This is a genomic window from Pseudomonas sp. A6 (assembly GCF_052367875.1).
Taxonomy (GTDB): Bacteria; Pseudomonadota; Gammaproteobacteria; order Pseudomonadales; family Pseudomonadaceae; genus Pseudomonas; species Pseudomonas citronellolis.
In genome coordinates, this window is record NZ_CP198970.1 from 792,228 (window position 1) to 810,128 (window position 17,901).

The following is a 17,901-nucleotide window of genomic DNA, read 5'->3' on the forward strand; positions in this document are numbered from 1 at the left end:
GTTCGTGAGAACCGCAAAGAAGACCTGTCACATACCCGAATCTGGATGAGCGTGAGCGCAAGCCACGAGCATCCGAAAGAATTGCTTGACGACCATAGAGCGTTGGAACCACCTGATCCCATCCCGAACTCAGCAGTGAAACGACGCATCGCCGATGGTAGTGTGGGGTTTCCCCATGTGAGAGTAGGTCATCGTCAAGCACCTATCCCAAAACCCCTGATCAGCCTGGCTGGTCGGGGGTTTTGCTTTGGGGGCGGAAAAGCCGGGGGGATGGGAACAGATACCCACGCCGTTCCATGCTCCTGTAGGGGCGGGCCCTGCCCGCGAAGGCCTGTGCCGCGGTGCTCTTCGTAGGAGCGAGCTTGCTCGCGAACAGAATCCTCGAAGGGGCTCATTCGCGAGCAAGCTCGCTCCTACAGGCGGGTTCGGACCCCGGCGAAACCCATGCGGCCATGGCGATGGGTTTCGCTTCGCTCAACACCATCCTACGAGAAGCATCTTGCGTAGGGCGGATAGCGCCCCAGGCGTTATCCGCCGTCGGACCATAACCGCGAACGGTTATGCGCCCTACAAGGGGCGCCGGGCATTTCCTGGTGTTTCGCCCGCCGCTAGTGCATAGGCAAGCGGAAAGCGCCTCTATATCATGCGTGCCTTATTGTGGCGGGACGCGATATGCAGATATTGCTGAAACTACTGGGCGATGGACGATTCCATTCTGGCGAGGAGTTGGGGGCGGCGCTGGGTATCAGCCGTAGTGCCGTCTGGAAACGCCTGCAGGGCCTGGAGAGCGAGTTCGGGCTGGAGGTGCAATCCGTGCGCGGCCGTGGCTATCGCCTGGCCGAGCCGCTGGTGGCCATCGATCCGCAACGGGTCCGGGCGCCCTGGCCTCTGGACGTGCTGTTCTCGGTCGATTCGACCAATGCCGAAGTCATGCGCCGCCTGGATGCCGGCGCCGCCACGCCCTTCGCCGTGGTGGCCGAGCGGCAGACGGCGGGAAGGGGGCGGCGCGGGCGCGCCTGGGTGAGTCCGTTCGGCGCCAACCTTTATTGCACCCTGGGTATCTCCGTGAGGGGAGGGCCCAAGGAACTGGAAGGGCTGAGTCTGGTCGTCGGCCTTGCCGTGGTGCGCGCCATCCAGTCGCTCGGCATCGCCGGTGTCGGCCTGAAGTGGCCGAACGACATTCTGCTTGATGGCAAGAAGCTGGCCGGCATTCTCCTGGAGTTGACCGGCGACCCGGCAGACCTGTGCAGCGTAGCCATCGGCATAGGCATCAATGTGAACATGCGTGCCGCGGAAGGCATCGATCAGCCCTGGACGTCCTTGCGCGAAGCCGCGGGGCGCCCGGTGGATCGCAACGAACTGCTCGCCGCGCTGAGCAGGGAGCTGGACTGGCACCTGGCTCGTCATCGCGAACAGGGCTTTGCGGCCAGCCAGCGGGAGTGGGAGTCCTTCCATCTCTGGCAAGGGCGCGATGTCGTGCTGTCGACCGCTGCCAAGCAGATCGTCGGTCGCGCGTTGGGGATCGACGAGCAGGGGGCGTTGCGCCTCGAGGTCGATGGCGTGGAAAGCCGCTTCAGCGGGGGCGAGTTGAGTCTGAGGTTGTCTGATGATTCTTGAACTGGACTGTGGCAATAGCCTGATCAAATGGCGGGTGATCCGCTCCGCCGGGTTGGCGACCGTTGCCTCCGGCGTCGCGGATTCCGATGCTGCGCTGCTCGAGCGGCTGCGCGGCTGCGAGGGGCTCGCGCTTCGTCATTGCCGTCTGGTCAGCGTGCGCAGCGAACAGGAAACGGCGTCGCTCGTGCAGGCGTTGAGCGAGGCTTTCGGCATAGACGCGAGCATCGCGCAGCCGGCCGAGGTCCTGGCCGGTGTCCGCAATGGCTATCGCGACTACCAGCGCCTCGGCCTGGATCGCTGGGTGGCTCTGGTGGCTGGCTACAAATTGGCGGGTGGTGCGTGCTTGGTGCTCGACCTGGGCACCGCGGTGACCTCCGACCTGGTGGATGCCGCCGGGCAGCACCTGGGGGGCTATATCTGCCCGGGCATGCCGTTGATGCGGAGCCAACTGCGCACCCATACCCGGCGTATCCGTTACGACGACGCGGCGGCTCGCGAAGCCTTGCAGGGGCTCTCGCCGGGGCGCGAGACCGCGGAAGCGGTGGAGCGGGGCTGCCTGTTGATGCTGCGCGGTTTCGTGCGCGAGCAATATCAGTTGGCCTGCGAGTTGCTCGGCGGCGACTGCGCCGTGTTCCTCACCGGCGGAGATGCCGAGCTGGTCAGGGATGAGCTGCCCCAGGCGCGAATCCTTCCCGACCTGGTCTTTACCGGCCTGGCCATCGCCTGCCCGCTGGAGTAATACCCCTCATGCGTTGGTTCTTTCTGTTCCTCCTGGTGCTGAACGCCTTCTACTTCATCTGGCATCAGCAGCAGACGCCCTTGCGGGCGAAAGAAATCGCGCCCCTGAGCCTGTACCGCAGCGAGCAGAAGAACATTCGCCTGCTCAGCGAGTCGCCGGAGTCTGCGCAGCGGCGTCAGTCGGAGGTGGCCGGGGCGCCGCCGACACAGGAGAGTGCGTGCCTCTATTTCGGTCCCTTCTCCGACGAGAACCGGGCCAAGGCGCTCGAGCAGCGCCTCACCAGTCTCGACGTGCATGTGAGCCGGCAGAAGATCGACGCCGCCGCCGGAACCGACTACTGGGTCTACCTGCCGCCGTTGGCCTCGCGCCAGGCTTCGCTCTGGCAGCTGCGTGAGCTGCAGGCGCGCAAGATCGACAGCTACATCATCACCGAGGGCGACCTCACTGACGGCATTTCTCTGGGGATCTTCCAGAACGAGGATTCGGCCAACGCGGTCGTCGAGCGCCTGAAGACTGCCGGATACGACGCCCTGGTGCGGGAGCTGGGGCGCAATCGTCATGATTTCTGGGTGCAGATCGCCCCCGAGAGCCGGCGCCTGGCGGACGATAGCCTGCTGCGCCAACTGGTCGTGGACTTCCCGGAATTGCAAAGGCAAACAATGCCGTGCAAAAGCGTTGCAACCGCCGAATAGTTTGCATAGAATGGCGCCCGCTTCGTAGGGGGGACCTGAAAGGGGAATTCCACGAAGTCGTTGTCGAAGAGCTAAGCTCAAGTTTTTAAAGAAAAAACTGTTGACAACGCGGTGGCAGACTGTAGAATGCCGCCTCACTCGGAGGGGTTCCCGAGCGGCCAAAGGGATCAGACTGTAAATCTGACGTCTCAGACTTCGAAGGTTCGAATCCTTCCCCCTCCACCAGTTTCAAGCGTGAGCGTCAGGCTCCGCGGGTATAGTTCAGTGGTAGAACCTCAGCCTTCCAAGCTGATGATGCGGGTTCGATTCCCGCTACCCGCTCCAGACTTGCTGCTTATGTTTGCTCATGTAGCTCAGCTGGTAGAGCACACCCTTGGTAAGGGTGAGGTCAGCGGTTCAAATCCGCTCATGAGCTCCACTTAACAAAGGCAGATATGAAAGTATCTGCCTTTGTTTTATCGGTGATACGGCTTTCTCAATTCCTAGTGGGAGACGGTCAAAATGGCTAAAGAGAAGTTTGAACGTAACAAACCGCACGTCAACGTCGGCACCATCGGTCACGTTGACCACGGTAAAACCACTCTGACCGCTGCTCTGACCAAGGTCTGCTCCGAGACCTGGGGTGGCTCCGCTCGCGCCTTCGACCAGATCGACAACGCGCCGGAAGAGAAAGCCCGTGGTATCACCATCAACACTTCGCACGTCGAATACGACTCGCCGGTACGCCACTACGCTCACGTAGACTGCCCGGGCCACGCCGACTACGTGAAGAACATGATCACCGGTGCTGCCCAGATGGACGGCGCGATCCTGGTTTGCTCGGCTGCTGACGGCCCCATGCCGCAGACCCGCGAGCACATCCTGCTGTCCCGTCAGGTAGGCGTTCCCTACATCGTCGTGTTCCTGAACAAGGCCGACATGGTTGACGACGCCGAGCTGCTGGAACTGGTCGAGATGGAAGTTCGCGACCTGCTGAACACCTACGACTTCCCGGGCGACGACACTCCGATCGTGATCGGTTCCGCCCTGATGGCTCTGAACGGCCAGGACGACAACGAGATGGGCGTTTCCGCCGTGCGCAAGCTGGTAGAAACCCTGGACTCCTACATCCCCGAGCCGGTTCGTGCCATCGACCAGCCGTTCCTGATGCCGATCGAAGACGTGTTCTCGATCTCCGGCCGCGGCACCGTGGTAACCGGTCGTGTTGAGCGCGGTATCGTCAAGGTCCAGGAAGAAGTGGAAATCGTCGGCATCCGTCCGACCACCAAGACCACCTGCACCGGCGTTGAAATGTTCCGCAAGCTGCTCGACGAAGGTCGTGCTGGCGAGAACGTCGGCGTCCTGCTGCGCGGCACCAAGCGTGAAGACGTAGAGCGTGGCCAGGTTCTGGCCAAGCCGGGCACCATCAAGCCGCACACCAAGTTCGAGTGCGAAGTGTACGTGCTGTCCAAGGAAGAAGGTGGTCGTCACACCCCGTTCTTCAAGGGCTACCGTCCGCAGTTCTACTTCCGTACCACCGACGTGACCGGCAACTGCGAGCTGCCGGAAGGCGTCGAGATGGTAATGCCGGGTGACAACGTCAAGATGACCGTCACCCTGATCGCTCCGATCGCCATGGAAGACGGCCTGCGCTTCGCTATCCGCGAAGGTGGCCGTACCGTTGGCGCCGGCGTGGTTGCCAAGATCATCGAATAATCGATTGATCTTTCCCTCTCAGGCCGGCATAATGGTCGGCCTGACTTTGTTCTAGGCCAGTAGCTCAATTGGCAGAGCGGCGGTCTCCAAAACCGCAGGTTGGGGGTTCGATTCCCTCCTGGCCTGCCAAATTTCTCGACGGAATTTGGCATTTCTTCAACGGGATTCCCAGCAGATGAATGCGAAGGCAGAAGCCAAAGAGTCGCGTTTCGATATCTTGAAGTGGCTCTTGGTCGCAGTGGTTGTTGTGGTCGGCGTCGTCGCCAACCAGTATTACTCCGCTCAACCGCTCCTCTATCGCGTGCTCGGTATCCTTGTTCTGGCGGCTGTTGCTGGCTTCGTAGCCCTGCAGACCGTCAAGGGTCGCGCTTTCTTCACCCTGGCGAAAGAGGCGCGCGCCGAGATTCGCAAGGTCGTATGGCCGACTCGCCAAGAAACGACTCAGACCACCATGATCGTGGTCGCAGTAGTGCTGGTAATGGCGCTGGTGCTGTGGGGGCTCGATTCCCTGCTGGGTTGGCTTGTTTCCATGATCGTAGGTTAAGGGTGTTCCGTGGCTAAGCGTTGGTACGTTGTGCATGCCTACTCGGGTTACGAGAAGCATGTCATGCGCTCGCTGATCGAGCGGGTCAAACTGGCCGGCATGGAAGATGGCTTCGGCGAGATTCTGGTCCCCACGGAAGAAGTCGTGGAGATGCGTAACGGCCAGAAGCGCAAGAGCGAGCGCAAGTTCTTCCCCGGCTACGTGCTGGTGCAGATGGAAATGAACGAGGGTACCTGGCACCTGGTCAAGGACACTCCTCGCGTCATGGGCTTCATCGGCGGTACCGCTGACAAGCCGGCTCCGATTACCGACAAGGAGGCTGAAGCCATCCTGCGTCGCGTCGCCGACAGTGGCGACAAGCCCAAGCCGAAGACGCTCTTCGAGCCGGGCGAAACCGTTCGCGTCATCGACGGTCCCTTCGCGGACTTCAATGGCGTGGTTGAAGAGGTCAACTACGAAAAGAGCCGGATCCAGGTCGCAGTGCTCATTTTCGGTCGCTCTACCCCGGTAGAGCTGGAGTTCAGCCAAGTCGAGAAAGTCTGACTGGCACAATGCATCCCACACCCCGCAGCCAGAGGCTGCGGGGTTTTGTCGTCCTTGGGATAAACGCGAAAGCAACCGGGGAGCCCTTGTGGCGCTAGAACCCGTAACTGGAGTAGCACATGGCTAAGAAAATTCAGGCTTACATCAAGCTGCAGGTAAAGGCTGGTCAAGCCAACCCGTCGCCGCCGGTTGGTCCCGCTCTGGGTCAGCATGGCGTGAACATCATGGAGTTCTGCAAGGCGTTCAACGCCAAGACCCAGGGCATGGAGCCCGGTCTGCCGACTCCGGTGATCATCACCGTTTACAGCGACCGCAGCTTCACCTTCGAAACCAAGAGCACCCCTGCTTCGGTACTGCTGAAGAAAGCTGCTGGCATCAGCAGCGGTTCCAGCCGCCCGAACAGCCAGAAAGTGGGCACCGTTACCCGTGCTCAGCTGGAAGAGATCGCCAAGGCCAAGCAGGCCGATCTGACCGCAGCTGACATGGATGCGGCCGTGCGTACCATCGCCGGTTCCGCGCGTAGCATGGGCCTCAACGTGGAGGGTGTGTAATGGCTAAGCTGACCAAGCGTCAAAAGGCTATCGCCGAGAAAATCGAAGCCGGCAAGCAATACGGCTTCGAAGATGCCGCCAAACTGCTGGCCGAGCTGTCGACCATCAAGTTCAAGGAGTCCGTGGACATCGCCATCAACCTGGGCGTCGATCCGCGTAAATCCGACCAGGTCGTTCGTGGTGCCACCGTTCTGCCGAACGGTACCGGCAAGAGCGTCCGCGTTGCCGTCTTCACCCAGGGCCCGGCTGCTGAAGCCGCTCTGGCTGCAGGCGCCGACAAGGTCGGCATGGACGAGCTGGCTGCCGAGATGAAGGCCGGCGACCTGAGCTACGACGTGGTCATCGCCTCCCCGGACGCGATGCGCGTTGTCGGTCAGCTGGGTCAGGTTCTCGGCCCGCGCGGCCTGATGCCGAACCCGAAAGTCGGTACCGTGACCCCGGACGTAGCCACTGCCGTGAAGAACGCCAAGGCTGGTCAGGTTCGCTTCCGTACCGACAAGAACGGCATCATCCACGCCTCCGTTGGCAAGATCGATTTCGAGCCGGTCAAGCTGAAGCAGAACGTCGAAGCTCTGCTGGCTGACCTGAAACGCCTGAAGCCCGCCTCCTCGAAGGGCGTGTACGTTCAGCGCGTGACCCTGAGCACCACCATGGGCCCGGGTCTGCAGATCGATCAGGCTTCCCTGGAAGGCTGATAAGACAAAGTCGGGTGGTGGGCCTGGCCCATCACCCGCAAGTATTGGGGTCCCTGCCTGGCGGGGGCTGTCCAAGACCGTAGGCGGCGCAAGCCTTAAACCACAAGCCTACGCAGATGGTGCTCCCGATTCGTTAACCGGATCAGACACCAAAACGCCGTCCGGCTCCGGCTGGACGAAACGGTAACATCCAGGAGTAAACCCGTGGCAATCAAACTCGAAGACAAGAAGGCCATCGTCGCTGAAGTCAACGAGGCTGCCAAAGCCGGTCTGTCCGCTGTCGTGGCTGATGCCCGTGGCGTGACCGTCGGCGCAATGACCGGACTCCGTAAAGAGGCCCGCGCAGCTGGTGTGTACGTGAAAGTCGTACGTAACACCCTGCTCAAGCGCGCCGTTGAAGGCACTCAGTTCGAAGTGCTCAACGACACGTTCAAGGGCCCGACCCTGATCGCTTTCTCCAACGAACATCCGGGCGCTGCCGCCCGTATCTTCAAGGAGTTCGCCAAGGGTCAGGACAAGTTCGAGATCAAGGCGGCCGCGTTCGAGGGTCAATTCCTCGCAGCCAATCAGATCGACGTTCTGGCGACCCTGCCGACCTACAACGAAGCCGTTGCACAGCTGATGAGCGTGATCCAAGGCGCTACCAGCAAGCTGGCTCGTACTCTGGCGGCTATTCGCGACCAGAAAGAAGCCGCCGCTGCCTAAGGCAACCGGTACGCTTTCAAACCTTTTTTGTTTAATCGATGGCGCGAGCGCCGTCACCCAATACAGGAATTAGAGTCATGGCTCTGACCAACGAAGACATCATCAACGCCGTATCCGAAATGTCCGTCATGCAGATCGTTGAACTGATCAAGGCGATGGAAGAGAAGTTCGGCGTTACCGCTGCTGCCGCTGTTGCCGCTGGCCCGGCTGTTGCCGCTGCCGCTGCCGAAGAGCAGACCGAGTTCACCATCGTCCTGGCCGAAGCTGGCGACAAGAAAGTGAACGTGATCAAGGTCGTTCGTGAACTGACCGGCCTGGGCCTGAAAGAAGCCAAGGCTGTCGTTGACGGCGCCCCGGGCGTGGTCAAGGAAGGCGCTTCGAAAGAAGAGGCCGAAGCTGCCAAGAAAGCCCTGGAAGAAGCTGGCGCCAAGGTCGAGCTCAAGTAAGCTCGCCCCTTGCGTCTACAGCCCGAGCGTCAAGCGACAGGCTGATGGCTGGTGGCTTTTGCCACCGGCCTTTTTCCGTTCTGGGTGGGGTGCCGACAGGCCCCTTCCCATAACGGAAAACTCCCACCCTCAGGGGTGGCGCAAACGCCAGGTTTGCACGATTTTTCGGCTGCTCCCGTGGGAGAGGCCAAACAAGCAGGTGACCAAGCTGGGGAACGCTGATGGCTTACTCATACACTGAGAAAAAACGTATCCGCAAGGACTTTAGCAAGTTGCCGGACGTCATGGATGTGCCGTATTTGCTGGCCATCCAGCTGGATTCCTATCGCGAATTCCTGCAGGCAGGTGCAAGCAAGGATCAGATCCGCGACATCGGTCTGCATGCGGCCTTCAAGTCCGTTTTCCCGATTATCAGCTATTCCGGCAACGCTGCCCTGGAATACGTCGGTTATCGCCTGGGTGAGCCGGCCTTCGACGTCAAGGAGTGCGTGCTGCGCGGCGTGACCTTCGCCGTCCCGCTGCGGGTGAAAGTGCGCCTGATCATCTTCGACAAAGAGTCGTCGAGCAAAGCGATCAAGGACATCAAGGAGCAGGAAGTCTACATGGGGGAAATCCCCCTGATGACCGAGAACGGTACCTTCATCATCAACGGTACCGAGCGCGTCATCGTTTCCCAGCTGCACCGTTCCCCGGGTGTGTTCTTCGACCACGACCGTGGCAAGACCCACAGCTCCGGCAAGCTGCTGTACTCCGCGCGCATCATTCCTTACCGCGGTTCCTGGCTGGACTTCGAATTCGATCCGAAGGACTGCGTGTTCGTCCGTATCGACCGTCGCCGCAAGCTGCCGGCGTCCGTCCTGCTGCGCGCGCTGGGCTATAGCACCGAGGAGATCCTCGATGCCTTCTACGCGACCAACGTCTACCACATCAAGGGCGAAGGTCTGCGTCTGGAGCTGGTGCCGCACCGTCTGCGCGGCGAGATCGCCAGCTTCGACATCAAGGATGCCGCCGGCAAGGTCATCGTCGAAGCGGGCCGCCGTATCACCGCGCGGCACATCAACCAGCTGGAGAAGGCTGGCATCACCGAGCTGGAAGTGCCCTTCGACTACCTTATTGGCCGTACCGTGGCCAAGGCTGTCGTGCACCCGGCTACCGGCGAGATCATCGCCGAATGCAACACCGAGCTGACCGTCGACGTACTGGCGAAGATCGCCAAGGCCCAGGTCGTGCGCCTGGAAACCCTGTACACCAACGACATCGACTGCGGTCCGTTCATCTCCGACACGCTGAAGATCGACTCCACCGGCAACCAGCTGGAAGCCCTGGTCGAGATCTACCGCATGATGCGTCCCGGCGAGCCGCCGACCAAGGAAGCCGCAGAGACCCTGTTCGGCAACCTGTTCTTCAGCGCCGAGCGCTACGACCTGTCCGCCGTCGGCCGCATGAAGTTCAACCGCCGCATCGGCCGCAGCGAGATCGAAGGTCCGGGCGTGCTGAGCAAGGAAGACATCGTCGACGTACTGCGCACTCTGGTCGACATCCGTAACGGCAAGGGCATCGTCGACGACATCGACCACCTGGGCAACCGTCGCGTGCGTTGCGTCGGCGAGATGGCCGAGAACCAGTTCCGCGTGGGCCTGGTGCGCGTCGAACGCGCGGTCAAGGAACGCCTGTCCATGGCCGAAAGCGAAGGCCTGATGCCGCAGGACCTGATCAACGCCAAGCCGGTGGCCGCCGCGATCAAGGAGTTCTTCGGTTCCAGCCAGCTGTCGCAGTTCATGGACCAGAACAACCCGCTCTCCGAGATCACCCACAAACGCCGCGTCTCCGCACTCGGCCCAGGTGGTCTGACCCGTGAGCGCGCGGGCTTCGAGGTCCGTGACGTACACCCGACCCACTACGGCCGCGTGTGCCCGATCGAAACCCCTGAAGGTCCGAACATCGGTCTGATCAACTCCCTGGCGACCTACGCCCGCACCAACAAGTACGGCTTCCTGGAAAGCCCGTACCGCGTGGTGAAGGAAGGCCTGGTCAGCGACGAGATCGTGTTCCTCTCCGCCATCGAAGAGGCCGACCACGTGATCGCCCAGGCCTCCGCGACCCTGGACGCGAAGGGCCGCCTGATCGACGAGCTGGTCGCCGTACGTCACCTGAACGAATTCACCGTGAAGGCGCCGGAAGACGTCACCCTCATGGACGTATCGCCGAAGCAGGTCGTTTCCGTCGCTGCCTCGCTGATTCCGTTCCTCGAGCACGACGACGCCAACCGTGCGCTCATGGGTTCGAACATGCAGCGTCAGGCCGTTCCGACCCTGCGCGCCGACAAGCCGCTGGTGGGCACCGGCATGGAGCGCAACGTCGCCCGTGACTCCGGCGTCTGCGTGGTGGCTCGCCGCGGCGGCGTGATCGACTCGGTCGACGCCAGCCGTATCGTGGTGCGCGTGGCGGACGACGAAGTCGAAACCGGCGAAGCCGGCGTCGACATCTACAACCTGACCAAGTACACCCGTTCCAACCAGAACACCTGCATCAACCAGCGTCCGCTGGTGAGCAAGGGTGACGTGATCGCCCGTGGCGACATCCTCGCCGACGGTCCGTCCACCGACATGGGTGAACTGGCCCTGGGTCAGAACATGCGCGTCGCGTTCATGCCCTGGAACGGCTTCAACTTCGAAGACTCCATCTGCCTGTCCGAGCGCGTGGTCCAGGAAGATCGTTTCACCACGATCCACATCCAGGAACTGACCTGCGTCGCCCGTGACACCAAGCTCGGCCCAGAAGAAATCACCGCGGACATCCCGAACGTGGGTGAGGCCGCGCTGAACAAGCTGGACGAAGCCGGCATCGTCTACGTCGGCGCCGAAGTGCAGGCCGGCGACATCCTGGTCGGCAAGGTCACTCCGAAAGGCGAGACCCAGCTGACTCCGGAAGAGAAGCTGCTGCGCGCGATCTTCGGTGAGAAGGCGTCCGACGTGAAGGACACCTCCCTGCGCGTGCCGACCGGCACCAAGGGCACCGTGATCGACGTCCAGGTCTTCACCCGCGACGGCGTGGAGCGCGACAGCCGCGCCCTGTCCATCGAGAAGATGCAGCTCGACGAGATCCGCAAGGACCTCAACGAAGAGTTCCGCATCGTCGAAGGCGCCACCTTCGAGCGTCTGCGTTCGGCCCTGGTCGGCGCCGTCGCCGATGGCGGCCCGGCGCTGAAGAAAGGCACCGAGATCACCGACGAGTACCTCGACGGTCTCGAGCGCGGCCAGTGGTTCAAGCTGCGCATGGCCGAAGACGCCCTGAACGAGCAGCTGGAGAAGGCCCAGGCCTACCTCAGCGACCGCCGTCAGATGCTCGACGACAAGTTCGAGGACAAGAAGCGCAAGCTGCAGCAGGGCGACGACCTGGCTCCGGGCGTGCTGAAGATCGTCAAGGTCTACCTCGCCATCAAGCGCCGCATCCAGCCGGGCGACAAGATGGCCGGCCGTCACGGTAACAAGGGTGTGGTCTCGGTGATCATGCCGGTCGAAGACATGCCGCACGACGTCAACGGCACGCCGGTGGACATCGTTCTGAACCCGCTGGGCGTACCTTCGCGTATGAACGTCGGTCAGATCCTCGAAACCCACCTGGGCCTCGCGGCCAAGGGCCTGGGCGAGAAGATCAACCGCATGCTCGAAGAGCAGCGCAAGATCGCCGAGCTGCGCCAGTTCCTGAACGAGATCTACAACGAGATCGGTGGCCGCCAGGAGAGCCTGGAAGAGCTGTCCGATAACGAGATCGTCGCTCTGGCCAACAACCTCAAGGGCGGCGTGCCCATGGCTACCCCGGTGTTCGACGGTGCCAAGGAGCGCGAGATCAAGGCCATGCTGAAGCTGGCCGACCTGCCGGAGAGCGGCCAGATGCGCCTGTTCGACGGCCGCACCGGCAACCAGTTCGAGCGTACGACCACCGTTGGTTACATGTACATGCTCAAGCTGAACCACCTGGTCGATGACAAGATGCACGCACGTTCCACCGGCTCCTACAGCCTGGTCACCCAGCAGCCGCTGGGTGGTAAGGCGCAGTTCGGTGGCCAGCGTTTCGGGGAGATGGAGGTCTGGGCGCTGGAAGCCTACGGCGCCGCCTACACCCTGCAGGAAATGCTGACCGTGAAGTCGGACGACGTGAACGGCCGTACCAAGATGTACAAGAACATCGTGGACGGGGATCACCGCATGGAGGCCGGCATGCCCGAGTCCTTCAACGTGCTGATCAAAGAGATCCGCTCGCTCGGCATCGATATCGAACTGGAAACCGAATAACACGTGACGCTAGAACGGTGCGGCGGTCAGCCGCCGCACCGGGTCCGTGAGGAGGAAAGGCCTTGAAAGACTTGCTCAATCTGTTGAAAAACCAGGGTCAAATCGAGGAGTTCGATGCCATCCGTATTGGTCTGGCCTCGCCCGAGATGATTCGTTCCTGGTCCTTCGGCGAAGTTAAGAAGCCGGAGACCATCAACTACCGTACCTTCAAGCCGGAGCGCGATGGCCTGTTCTGCGCCAAGATCTTCGGCCCGGTGAAGGACTACGAGTGCCTGTGCGGTAAGTACAAGCGCCTGAAGCACCGTGGTGTGATCTGCGAGAAGTGCGGCGTCGAAGTCGCCCTGGCCAAGGTGCGCCGCGAGCGCATGGGCCACATCGAGCTGGCCTCGCCGGTCGCCCACATCTGGTTCCTGAAGTCCCTGCCGTCCCGTATCGGCCTGCTGCTGGACATGACCCTGCGTGACATCGAGCGCGTGCTCTATTTCGAGAGCTACGTGGTGATCGACCCGGGCATGACCACCCTGGAGAAGGGCCAACTGCTGAACGACGAGCAGTACTTCGAAGCCCTCGAAGAGTTCGGTGACGACTTCGACGCGCGCATGGGCGCCGAGGCCGTTCGCGAGCTGCTCAACCAGATCGACCTGGAGCACGAGATCGGCCGCCTGCGCGAAGAGATTCCGCAGACCAACTCGGAAACCAAGATCAAGAAGCTGTCCAAGCGCCTGAAGCTGATGGAAGCCTTCCAGGGCTCCGGCAACCATCCGGAGTGGATGGTGCTGACCGTCCTGCCGGTGCTGCCGCCGGACCTGCGTCCGCTGGTTCCGCTGGATGGCGGCCGCTTCGCGACTTCGGATCTGAACGATCTGTACCGCCGGGTGATCAACCGTAACAACCGTCTGAAGCGCCTGCTCGACCTGGCCGCTCCGGACATCATCGTGCGCAACGAAAAGCGCATGCTGCAGGAAGCCGTCGACGCCCTGCTGGACAACGGCCGCCGCGGTCGCGCCATCACCGGCTCGAACAAGCGCCCGCTGAAGTCCCTGGCCGACATGATCAAGGGCAAGCAAGGTCGCTTCCGTCAGAACCTGCTCGGCAAGCGCGTGGACTACTCCGGTCGTTCGGTAATCACCGTCGGCCCGACCCTGCGCCTGCACCAGTGCGGTCTGCCGAAGAAGATGGCCCTCGAGCTGTTCAAGCCGTTCATCTTCGGCAAGCTCGAAGCCCGTGGCATGGCGACTACCATCAAGGCCGCGAAGAAGATGGTCGAGCGCGAACTGCCCGAGGTCTGGGACGTTCTCGCCGAAGTCATCCGCGAACACCCCGTGCTGCTGAACCGTGCGCCGACCCTGCACCGTCTGGGTATCCAGGCGTTCGAGCCGGTGCTCATCGAAGGCAAGGCGATCCAGCTGCACCCGCTGGTTTGCGCGGCGTACAACGCCGACTTCGACGGTGACCAGATGGCCGTGCACGTTCCGCTGACCCTCGAGGCCCAGCTGGAAGCGCGCGCGCTGATGATGTCGACCAACAACATCCTCTCGCCCGCCAACGGCGAGCCGATCATCGTGCCGTCGCAGGACGTGGTGATGGGTCTGTACTACATGACCCGTGAAGCCATCAACGCCAAGGGCGAGGGCATGGCCTTCGCCGACCTGCAGGAAGTCGACCGCGCGTACCGCAGCGGCCAGGTGTCCCTGCACGCCCGCGTGAAAGTACGGATCAACGAGAAGATCAAGAACGAAGACGGCAGCCTGACCGCCAACACCCGCATCGTCGACTCCACCGTCGGCCGCGCGCTGCTGTTCCAGGTCGTGCCGGCAGGCTTGCCGTACGACGTGGTCAACCAGCCGATGAAGAAGAAGGCGATCTCCAAGCTGATCAACCACTGCTACCGCGTGGTGGGTCTGAAGGACACCGTCATCTTCGCCGACCAACTGATGTACACCGGCTTCGCCTACTCGACCATCTCCGGCGTCTCGATCGGCGTGAACGACTTCGTCATCCCGGACGAGAAGGCGCGCATCATCAATGCCGCCACCGAGGAAGTGAAGGAGATCGAGACCCAGTACGCCTCCGGCCTGGTAACCCAGGGCGAGAAGTACAACAAGGTGATCGACCTCTGGTCCAAGGCCAACGACGAAGTGTCCAAGGCGATGATGGCCAACCTCTCGAAAGAGAAGGTCATCGACCGCGAGGGCAAGGAAGTCGACCAGGAGTCCTTCAACTCCATGTACATGATGGCGGACTCCGGTGCGCGGGGTTCCGCGGCCCAGATCCGTCAGCTGGCCGGTATGCGTGGCCTGATGGCCAAGCCGGACGGCTCGATCATCGAGACCCCGATCACCGCGAACTTCCGTGAAGGCCTGAACGTACTCCAGTACTTCATCTCCACTCACGGTGCTCGTAAAGGTCTGGCGGATACCGCACTGAAGACCGCGAACTCCGGTTACCTGACCCGTCGTCTCGTCGACGTGGCCCAGGACCTGGTAGTGACCGAGATCGATTGCGGCACCGAGCACGGCCTGCTGATGTCCCCGCACATCGAAGGCGGCGACGTGGTGGAACCGCTGGGCGAGCGCGTGCTCGGCCGTGTGGTCGCGCGCGACGTGTTCAAGCCCGGTGGCGACGACGTCATCGTGCCGGCCGGCACCCTGATCGACGAGAAGTGGGTCGATTTCCTCGAGCAGATGAGCGTCGACGAAGTCCTGGTCCGTTCGCCGATCACCTGCGAAACCCGTCACGGCATCTGCTCCAAGTGCTACGGCCGCGATCTGGCCCGTGGTCACCAGGTGAACATCGGTGAAGCGGTCGGCGTCATCGCCGCGCAGTCGATCGGTGAGCCGGGTACCCAGCTGACCATGCGTACCTTCCACATCGGTGGTGCGGCCAGCCGGACCTCCGCGGTGGATAACGTCCAGGTGAAGAACGGCGGTACCATCCGCCTGCACAACCTGAAGCACGTCGAGCGTGCCGATGGCGCGCTGGTGGCGGTTTCCCGTTCCGGCGAGCTGGCCGTGGCCGACGACTTCGGTCGCGAGCGCGAGCGCTACAAGCTGCCGTACGGCGCCGTGATCTCCGTGAAGGAAGGTGACAAGGTCGACCCGGGCGCCATCGTCGCCAAGTGGGACCCGCACACCCACCCGATCGTCACCGAGATGGACGGTACCGTTGCCTTCGCCGGCATGGAAGAGAACATCACCGTCAAGCGCCAGACCGACGAACTCACCGGTCTGACCAACATCGAAGTGATGGATCCGAAAGACCGTCCGGCCGCAGGCAAGGACATCCGTCCGGCGGTGAAGCTGATCGACGCCGCAGGCAAGGACCTGCTGCTGCCGGGCACCGACGTGCCGGCGCAGTACTTCCTGCCCGCCAACGCCCTGGTCAACCTGACCGACGGCGCCAAGGTGCGTGTGGGTGACGTGGTTGCACGTATCCCGCAGGAAACCTCGAAGACCCGCGACATCACCGGTGGTCTGCCGCGCGTTGCCGACCTGTTCGAAGCTCGTCGTCCGAAAGAGCCTTCGATCCTGGCGGAAATCAGCGGCACCATCTCCTTCGGCAAGGAAACCAAGGGCAAGCGCCGCCTGGTCATCACTCCGAACGACGGTAGTGATCCGTACGAGGAGCTGATTCCGAAGTGGCGTCACCTGAACGTGTTCGAAGGCGAACAGGTGAACCGCGGCGAGGTGATCTCCGACGGTCCGAGCAACCCGCACGACATCCTACGTCTGCTGGGCGTCAGCGAGCTGGCCAAGTACATCGTCAACGAGATCCAGGACGTGTACCGCCTGCAGGGCGTGAAGATCAACGACAAGCACATCGAGACCATCCTGCGGCAGATGCTGCGCAAGGTCGAAGTGGCCGAGTCGGGCGACTCCTCCTTCATCAAGGGCGACCAGGTCGAACTGGTTCACGTGCTGGAAGAGAACGAAGTGCTGGGCAGCGTGGACAAGTTCCCGGCCAAGTACGAGCGCGTCCTGCTGGGCATCACCAAGGCCTCGCTGTCGACCGAGTCGTTCATCTCCGCGGCTTCCTTCCAGGAGACCACCCGCGTCCTCACCGAGGCGGCGGTCACCGGCAAGCGCGACTTCCTGCGCGGCCTGAAGGAAAACGTGGTGGTCGGTCGACTGATCCCGGCGGGTACCGGCCTTGCCTATCACAGCGAGCGCAAGCGTCAGCGCGAGCTCGGCAAACCGCAGCGCGTGAGCGCCAGCGAAGCCGAAGCAGCACTGGCCGAAGCGCTCAACCTGAGTGGCAATTAAGCCTTGAGCGAAGCCCCGGCTGTCCTGACAGCCGGGGCTTTGTCTTGACGGGGTGCTGGAAGCTCTTTAGTATTTTGTACCCCGAAAATTGGCAGGGCGCATGCTCTGCCATTTCGTTTAAGTGTCGTAAGACAATCAGTGGAGCTATAGATGGCAACTATCAACCAGCTGGTGCGTAAGCCGCGCAAGCGCATGGTCGACAAGAGCGACGTGCCGGCGCTGCAGAACTGCCCGCAACGTCGTGGCGTATGCACCCGCGTATACACCACCACGCCGAAAAAGCCGAACTCGGCACTGCGTAAGGTATGCCGTGTTCGCCTGACCAACGGCTACGAAGTCACTTCGTACATCGGTGGTGAAGGTCACAACCTGCAAGAGCACAGCGTAGTGCTGATCCGTGGCGGTCGTGTAAAGGACCTTCCGGGTGTGCGTTACCACACCGTGCGCGGTTCGCTGGACACCTCGGGTGTCAAAGACCGTAAGCAGGGTCGTTCGAAGTACGGCGCCAAGCGTCCGAAGTAATCCATTTTTCCTATTTGCTGAGTCGATAAGAGTAAGGTCGGGCGCGTAACCAAAGTGTTGCAGTCCCGGGCTAACCTGAAGACCGTTTGAGGGCTTATCAATGCCAAGACGTCGTGTAGCGGCCAAACGTGAGATCCTGGCCGATCCGAAATACGGAAGCCAGATTCTGGCCAAGTTCATGAACCACGTGATGGAAAGCGGCAAGAAAGCCGTTGCCGAGCGTATCGTTTACGGTGCTCTGGACAAGGTCAAAGAGCGCGGTAAAGGTGACCCCCTGGAACTCTTCGAGAAAGCTCTCGACGCCATCGCTCCGCTGGTCGAAGTGAAGTCGCGCCGTGTAGGCGGTGCTACCTACCAGGTTCCGGTCGAAGTACGCCCGTCCCGTCGTAATGCCCTGGCCATGCGCTGGCTGGTGGACTACGCCCGCAAGCGCGGCGAGAAGTCCATGGCCCTGCGCCTCGCCGGCGAACTGCTGGATGCCGCCGAAGGCAAAGGCGCCGCCGTCAAGAAGCGTGAAGACGTGCACCGTATGGCTGAAGCCAACAAGGCCTTCTCCCACTACCGCTTCTAATCGCGGCTTCCATTCTTTTGCGAG

The 17,901-nt window shown here is 61.9% G+C and carries 14 protein-coding genes, 4 tRNA genes and 1 rRNA gene; all 19 read left to right on the plus strand.

Annotated features, from left to right (window positions below; all coding sequences use genetic code 11):
- Positions 1-84 precede the first annotated feature (84 nt).
- The 19 genes from rrf to rpsG all read left to right on the plus strand — a co-directional run bounded on the left by rrf (position 85) and on the right by rpsG (position 17,877).
- Positions 85-200 (plus strand): 5S ribosomal RNA (rrf, locus tag ACTWJ5_RS03580).
- A 472-nt stretch (positions 201-672) separates the two neighbouring features.
- Positions 673-1,617 carry a bifunctional biotin--[acetyl-CoA-carboxylase] ligase/biotin operon repressor BirA gene (birA, locus tag ACTWJ5_RS03585; protein WP_074986572.1) on the plus strand — a complete coding sequence of 315 codons (945 nt, stop codon included), beginning with the start codon at positions 673-675 and terminating at the stop codon, positions 1,615-1,617.
- Positions 1,607-2,356: a pantothenate kinase gene (locus tag ACTWJ5_RS03590; protein WP_069862230.1), complete on the plus strand. Its 750-nt coding sequence runs from the start codon at positions 1,607-1,609 to the stop codon at positions 2,354-2,356. The genes birA and ACTWJ5_RS03590 overlap by 11 nt, the downstream gene beginning before the upstream one ends.
- 8 nt (positions 2,357-2,364) lie before the next feature.
- The gene (locus ACTWJ5_RS03595) at positions 2,365-3,048 is read left to right on the plus strand and encodes an SPOR domain-containing protein (protein ID WP_074986566.1); all 684 of its coding nucleotides are present in this window, start codon (positions 2,365-2,367) and stop codon (positions 3,046-3,048) included.
- Positions 3,049-3,188: 140 nt separating this feature from the next.
- A tRNA-Tyr gene (locus tag ACTWJ5_RS03600) sits at positions 3,189-3,273 on the plus strand.
- A gap of 25 nt (positions 3,274-3,298) precedes the next feature.
- Positions 3,299-3,372: transfer RNA gene (locus tag ACTWJ5_RS03605), tRNA-Gly, on the plus strand.
- 18 nt (positions 3,373-3,390) lie between these two features.
- Positions 3,391-3,466: transfer RNA gene (locus ACTWJ5_RS03610), tRNA-Thr, on the plus strand.
- Positions 3,467-3,549: 83 nt separating this feature from the next.
- Entirely contained in the window at positions 3,550-4,743 is a 1,194-nt protein-coding gene (tuf, locus tag ACTWJ5_RS03615) for an elongation factor Tu (protein WP_009617114.1), read from the plus strand.
- Positions 4,744-4,796: 53 nt separating this feature from the next.
- Positions 4,797-4,872, plus strand: a tRNA-Trp gene (locus ACTWJ5_RS03620).
- Between the two features lie 46 nt (positions 4,873-4,918).
- Positions 4,919-5,287: a preprotein translocase subunit SecE gene (secE, locus tag ACTWJ5_RS03625; protein ID WP_074986527.1), complete on the plus strand. Its 369-nt coding sequence runs from the start codon at positions 4,919-4,921 to the stop codon at positions 5,285-5,287.
- Positions 5,288-5,296: 9 nt separating this feature from the next.
- Positions 5,297-5,830, plus strand: coding sequence for a transcription termination/antitermination protein NusG (nusG, locus tag ACTWJ5_RS03630; RefSeq protein ID WP_074986525.1), 534 nt, complete (start codon positions 5,297-5,299; stop codon positions 5,828-5,830).
- 119 nt (positions 5,831-5,949) lie between these two features.
- Positions 5,950-6,381 (plus strand): 50S ribosomal protein L11, encoded by a 432-nt coding sequence (gene rplK, locus ACTWJ5_RS03635; protein WP_074986522.1) that lies wholly within the window; start codon positions 5,950-5,952, stop codon positions 6,379-6,381.
- A complete protein-coding gene (rplA, locus tag ACTWJ5_RS03640) occupies positions 6,381-7,076 on the plus strand; it encodes a 50S ribosomal protein L1 (protein ID WP_074986520.1) in 696 nt (231 codons plus the stop codon). Before rplK ends, rplA begins: the two co-directional genes overlap by 1 nt.
- A gap of 204 nt (positions 7,077-7,280) precedes the next feature.
- Entirely contained in the window at positions 7,281-7,781 is a 501-nt protein-coding gene (rplJ, locus tag ACTWJ5_RS03645; protein WP_009617123.1) for a 50S ribosomal protein L10, read from the plus strand.
- A 77-nt stretch (positions 7,782-7,858) separates the two neighbouring features.
- Positions 7,859-8,227 (plus strand): 50S ribosomal protein L7/L12, encoded by a 369-nt coding sequence (gene rplL / locus ACTWJ5_RS03650; protein WP_009617125.1) that lies wholly within the window; start codon positions 7,859-7,861, stop codon positions 8,225-8,227.
- Positions 8,228-8,448: 221 nt separating this feature from the next.
- A complete protein-coding gene (gene rpoB / locus ACTWJ5_RS03655) occupies positions 8,449-12,522 on the plus strand; it encodes a DNA-directed RNA polymerase subunit beta (RefSeq protein ID WP_074986516.1) in 4,074 nt (1,357 codons plus the stop codon).
- A 62-nt stretch (positions 12,523-12,584) separates the two neighbouring features.
- Positions 12,585-16,784 carry a DNA-directed RNA polymerase subunit beta' gene (gene rpoC, locus ACTWJ5_RS03660; protein WP_444437481.1) on the plus strand — a complete coding sequence of 1,400 codons (4,200 nt, stop codon included), beginning with the start codon at positions 12,585-12,587 and terminating at the stop codon, positions 16,782-16,784.
- Positions 16,785-16,934: 150 nt separating this feature from the next.
- On the plus strand, positions 16,935-17,306 hold the full coding sequence (rpsL, locus tag ACTWJ5_RS03665; protein ID WP_009617130.1) for a 30S ribosomal protein S12: 372 nt from the start codon (positions 16,935-16,937) through the stop codon (positions 17,304-17,306).
- 100 nt (positions 17,307-17,406) lie between these two features.
- On the plus strand, positions 17,407-17,877 hold the full coding sequence (gene rpsG / locus ACTWJ5_RS03670; RefSeq protein WP_074986512.1) for a 30S ribosomal protein S7: 471 nt from the start codon (positions 17,407-17,409) through the stop codon (positions 17,875-17,877).
- The last annotated feature ends 24 nt before the right edge of the window (positions 17,878-17,901 follow it).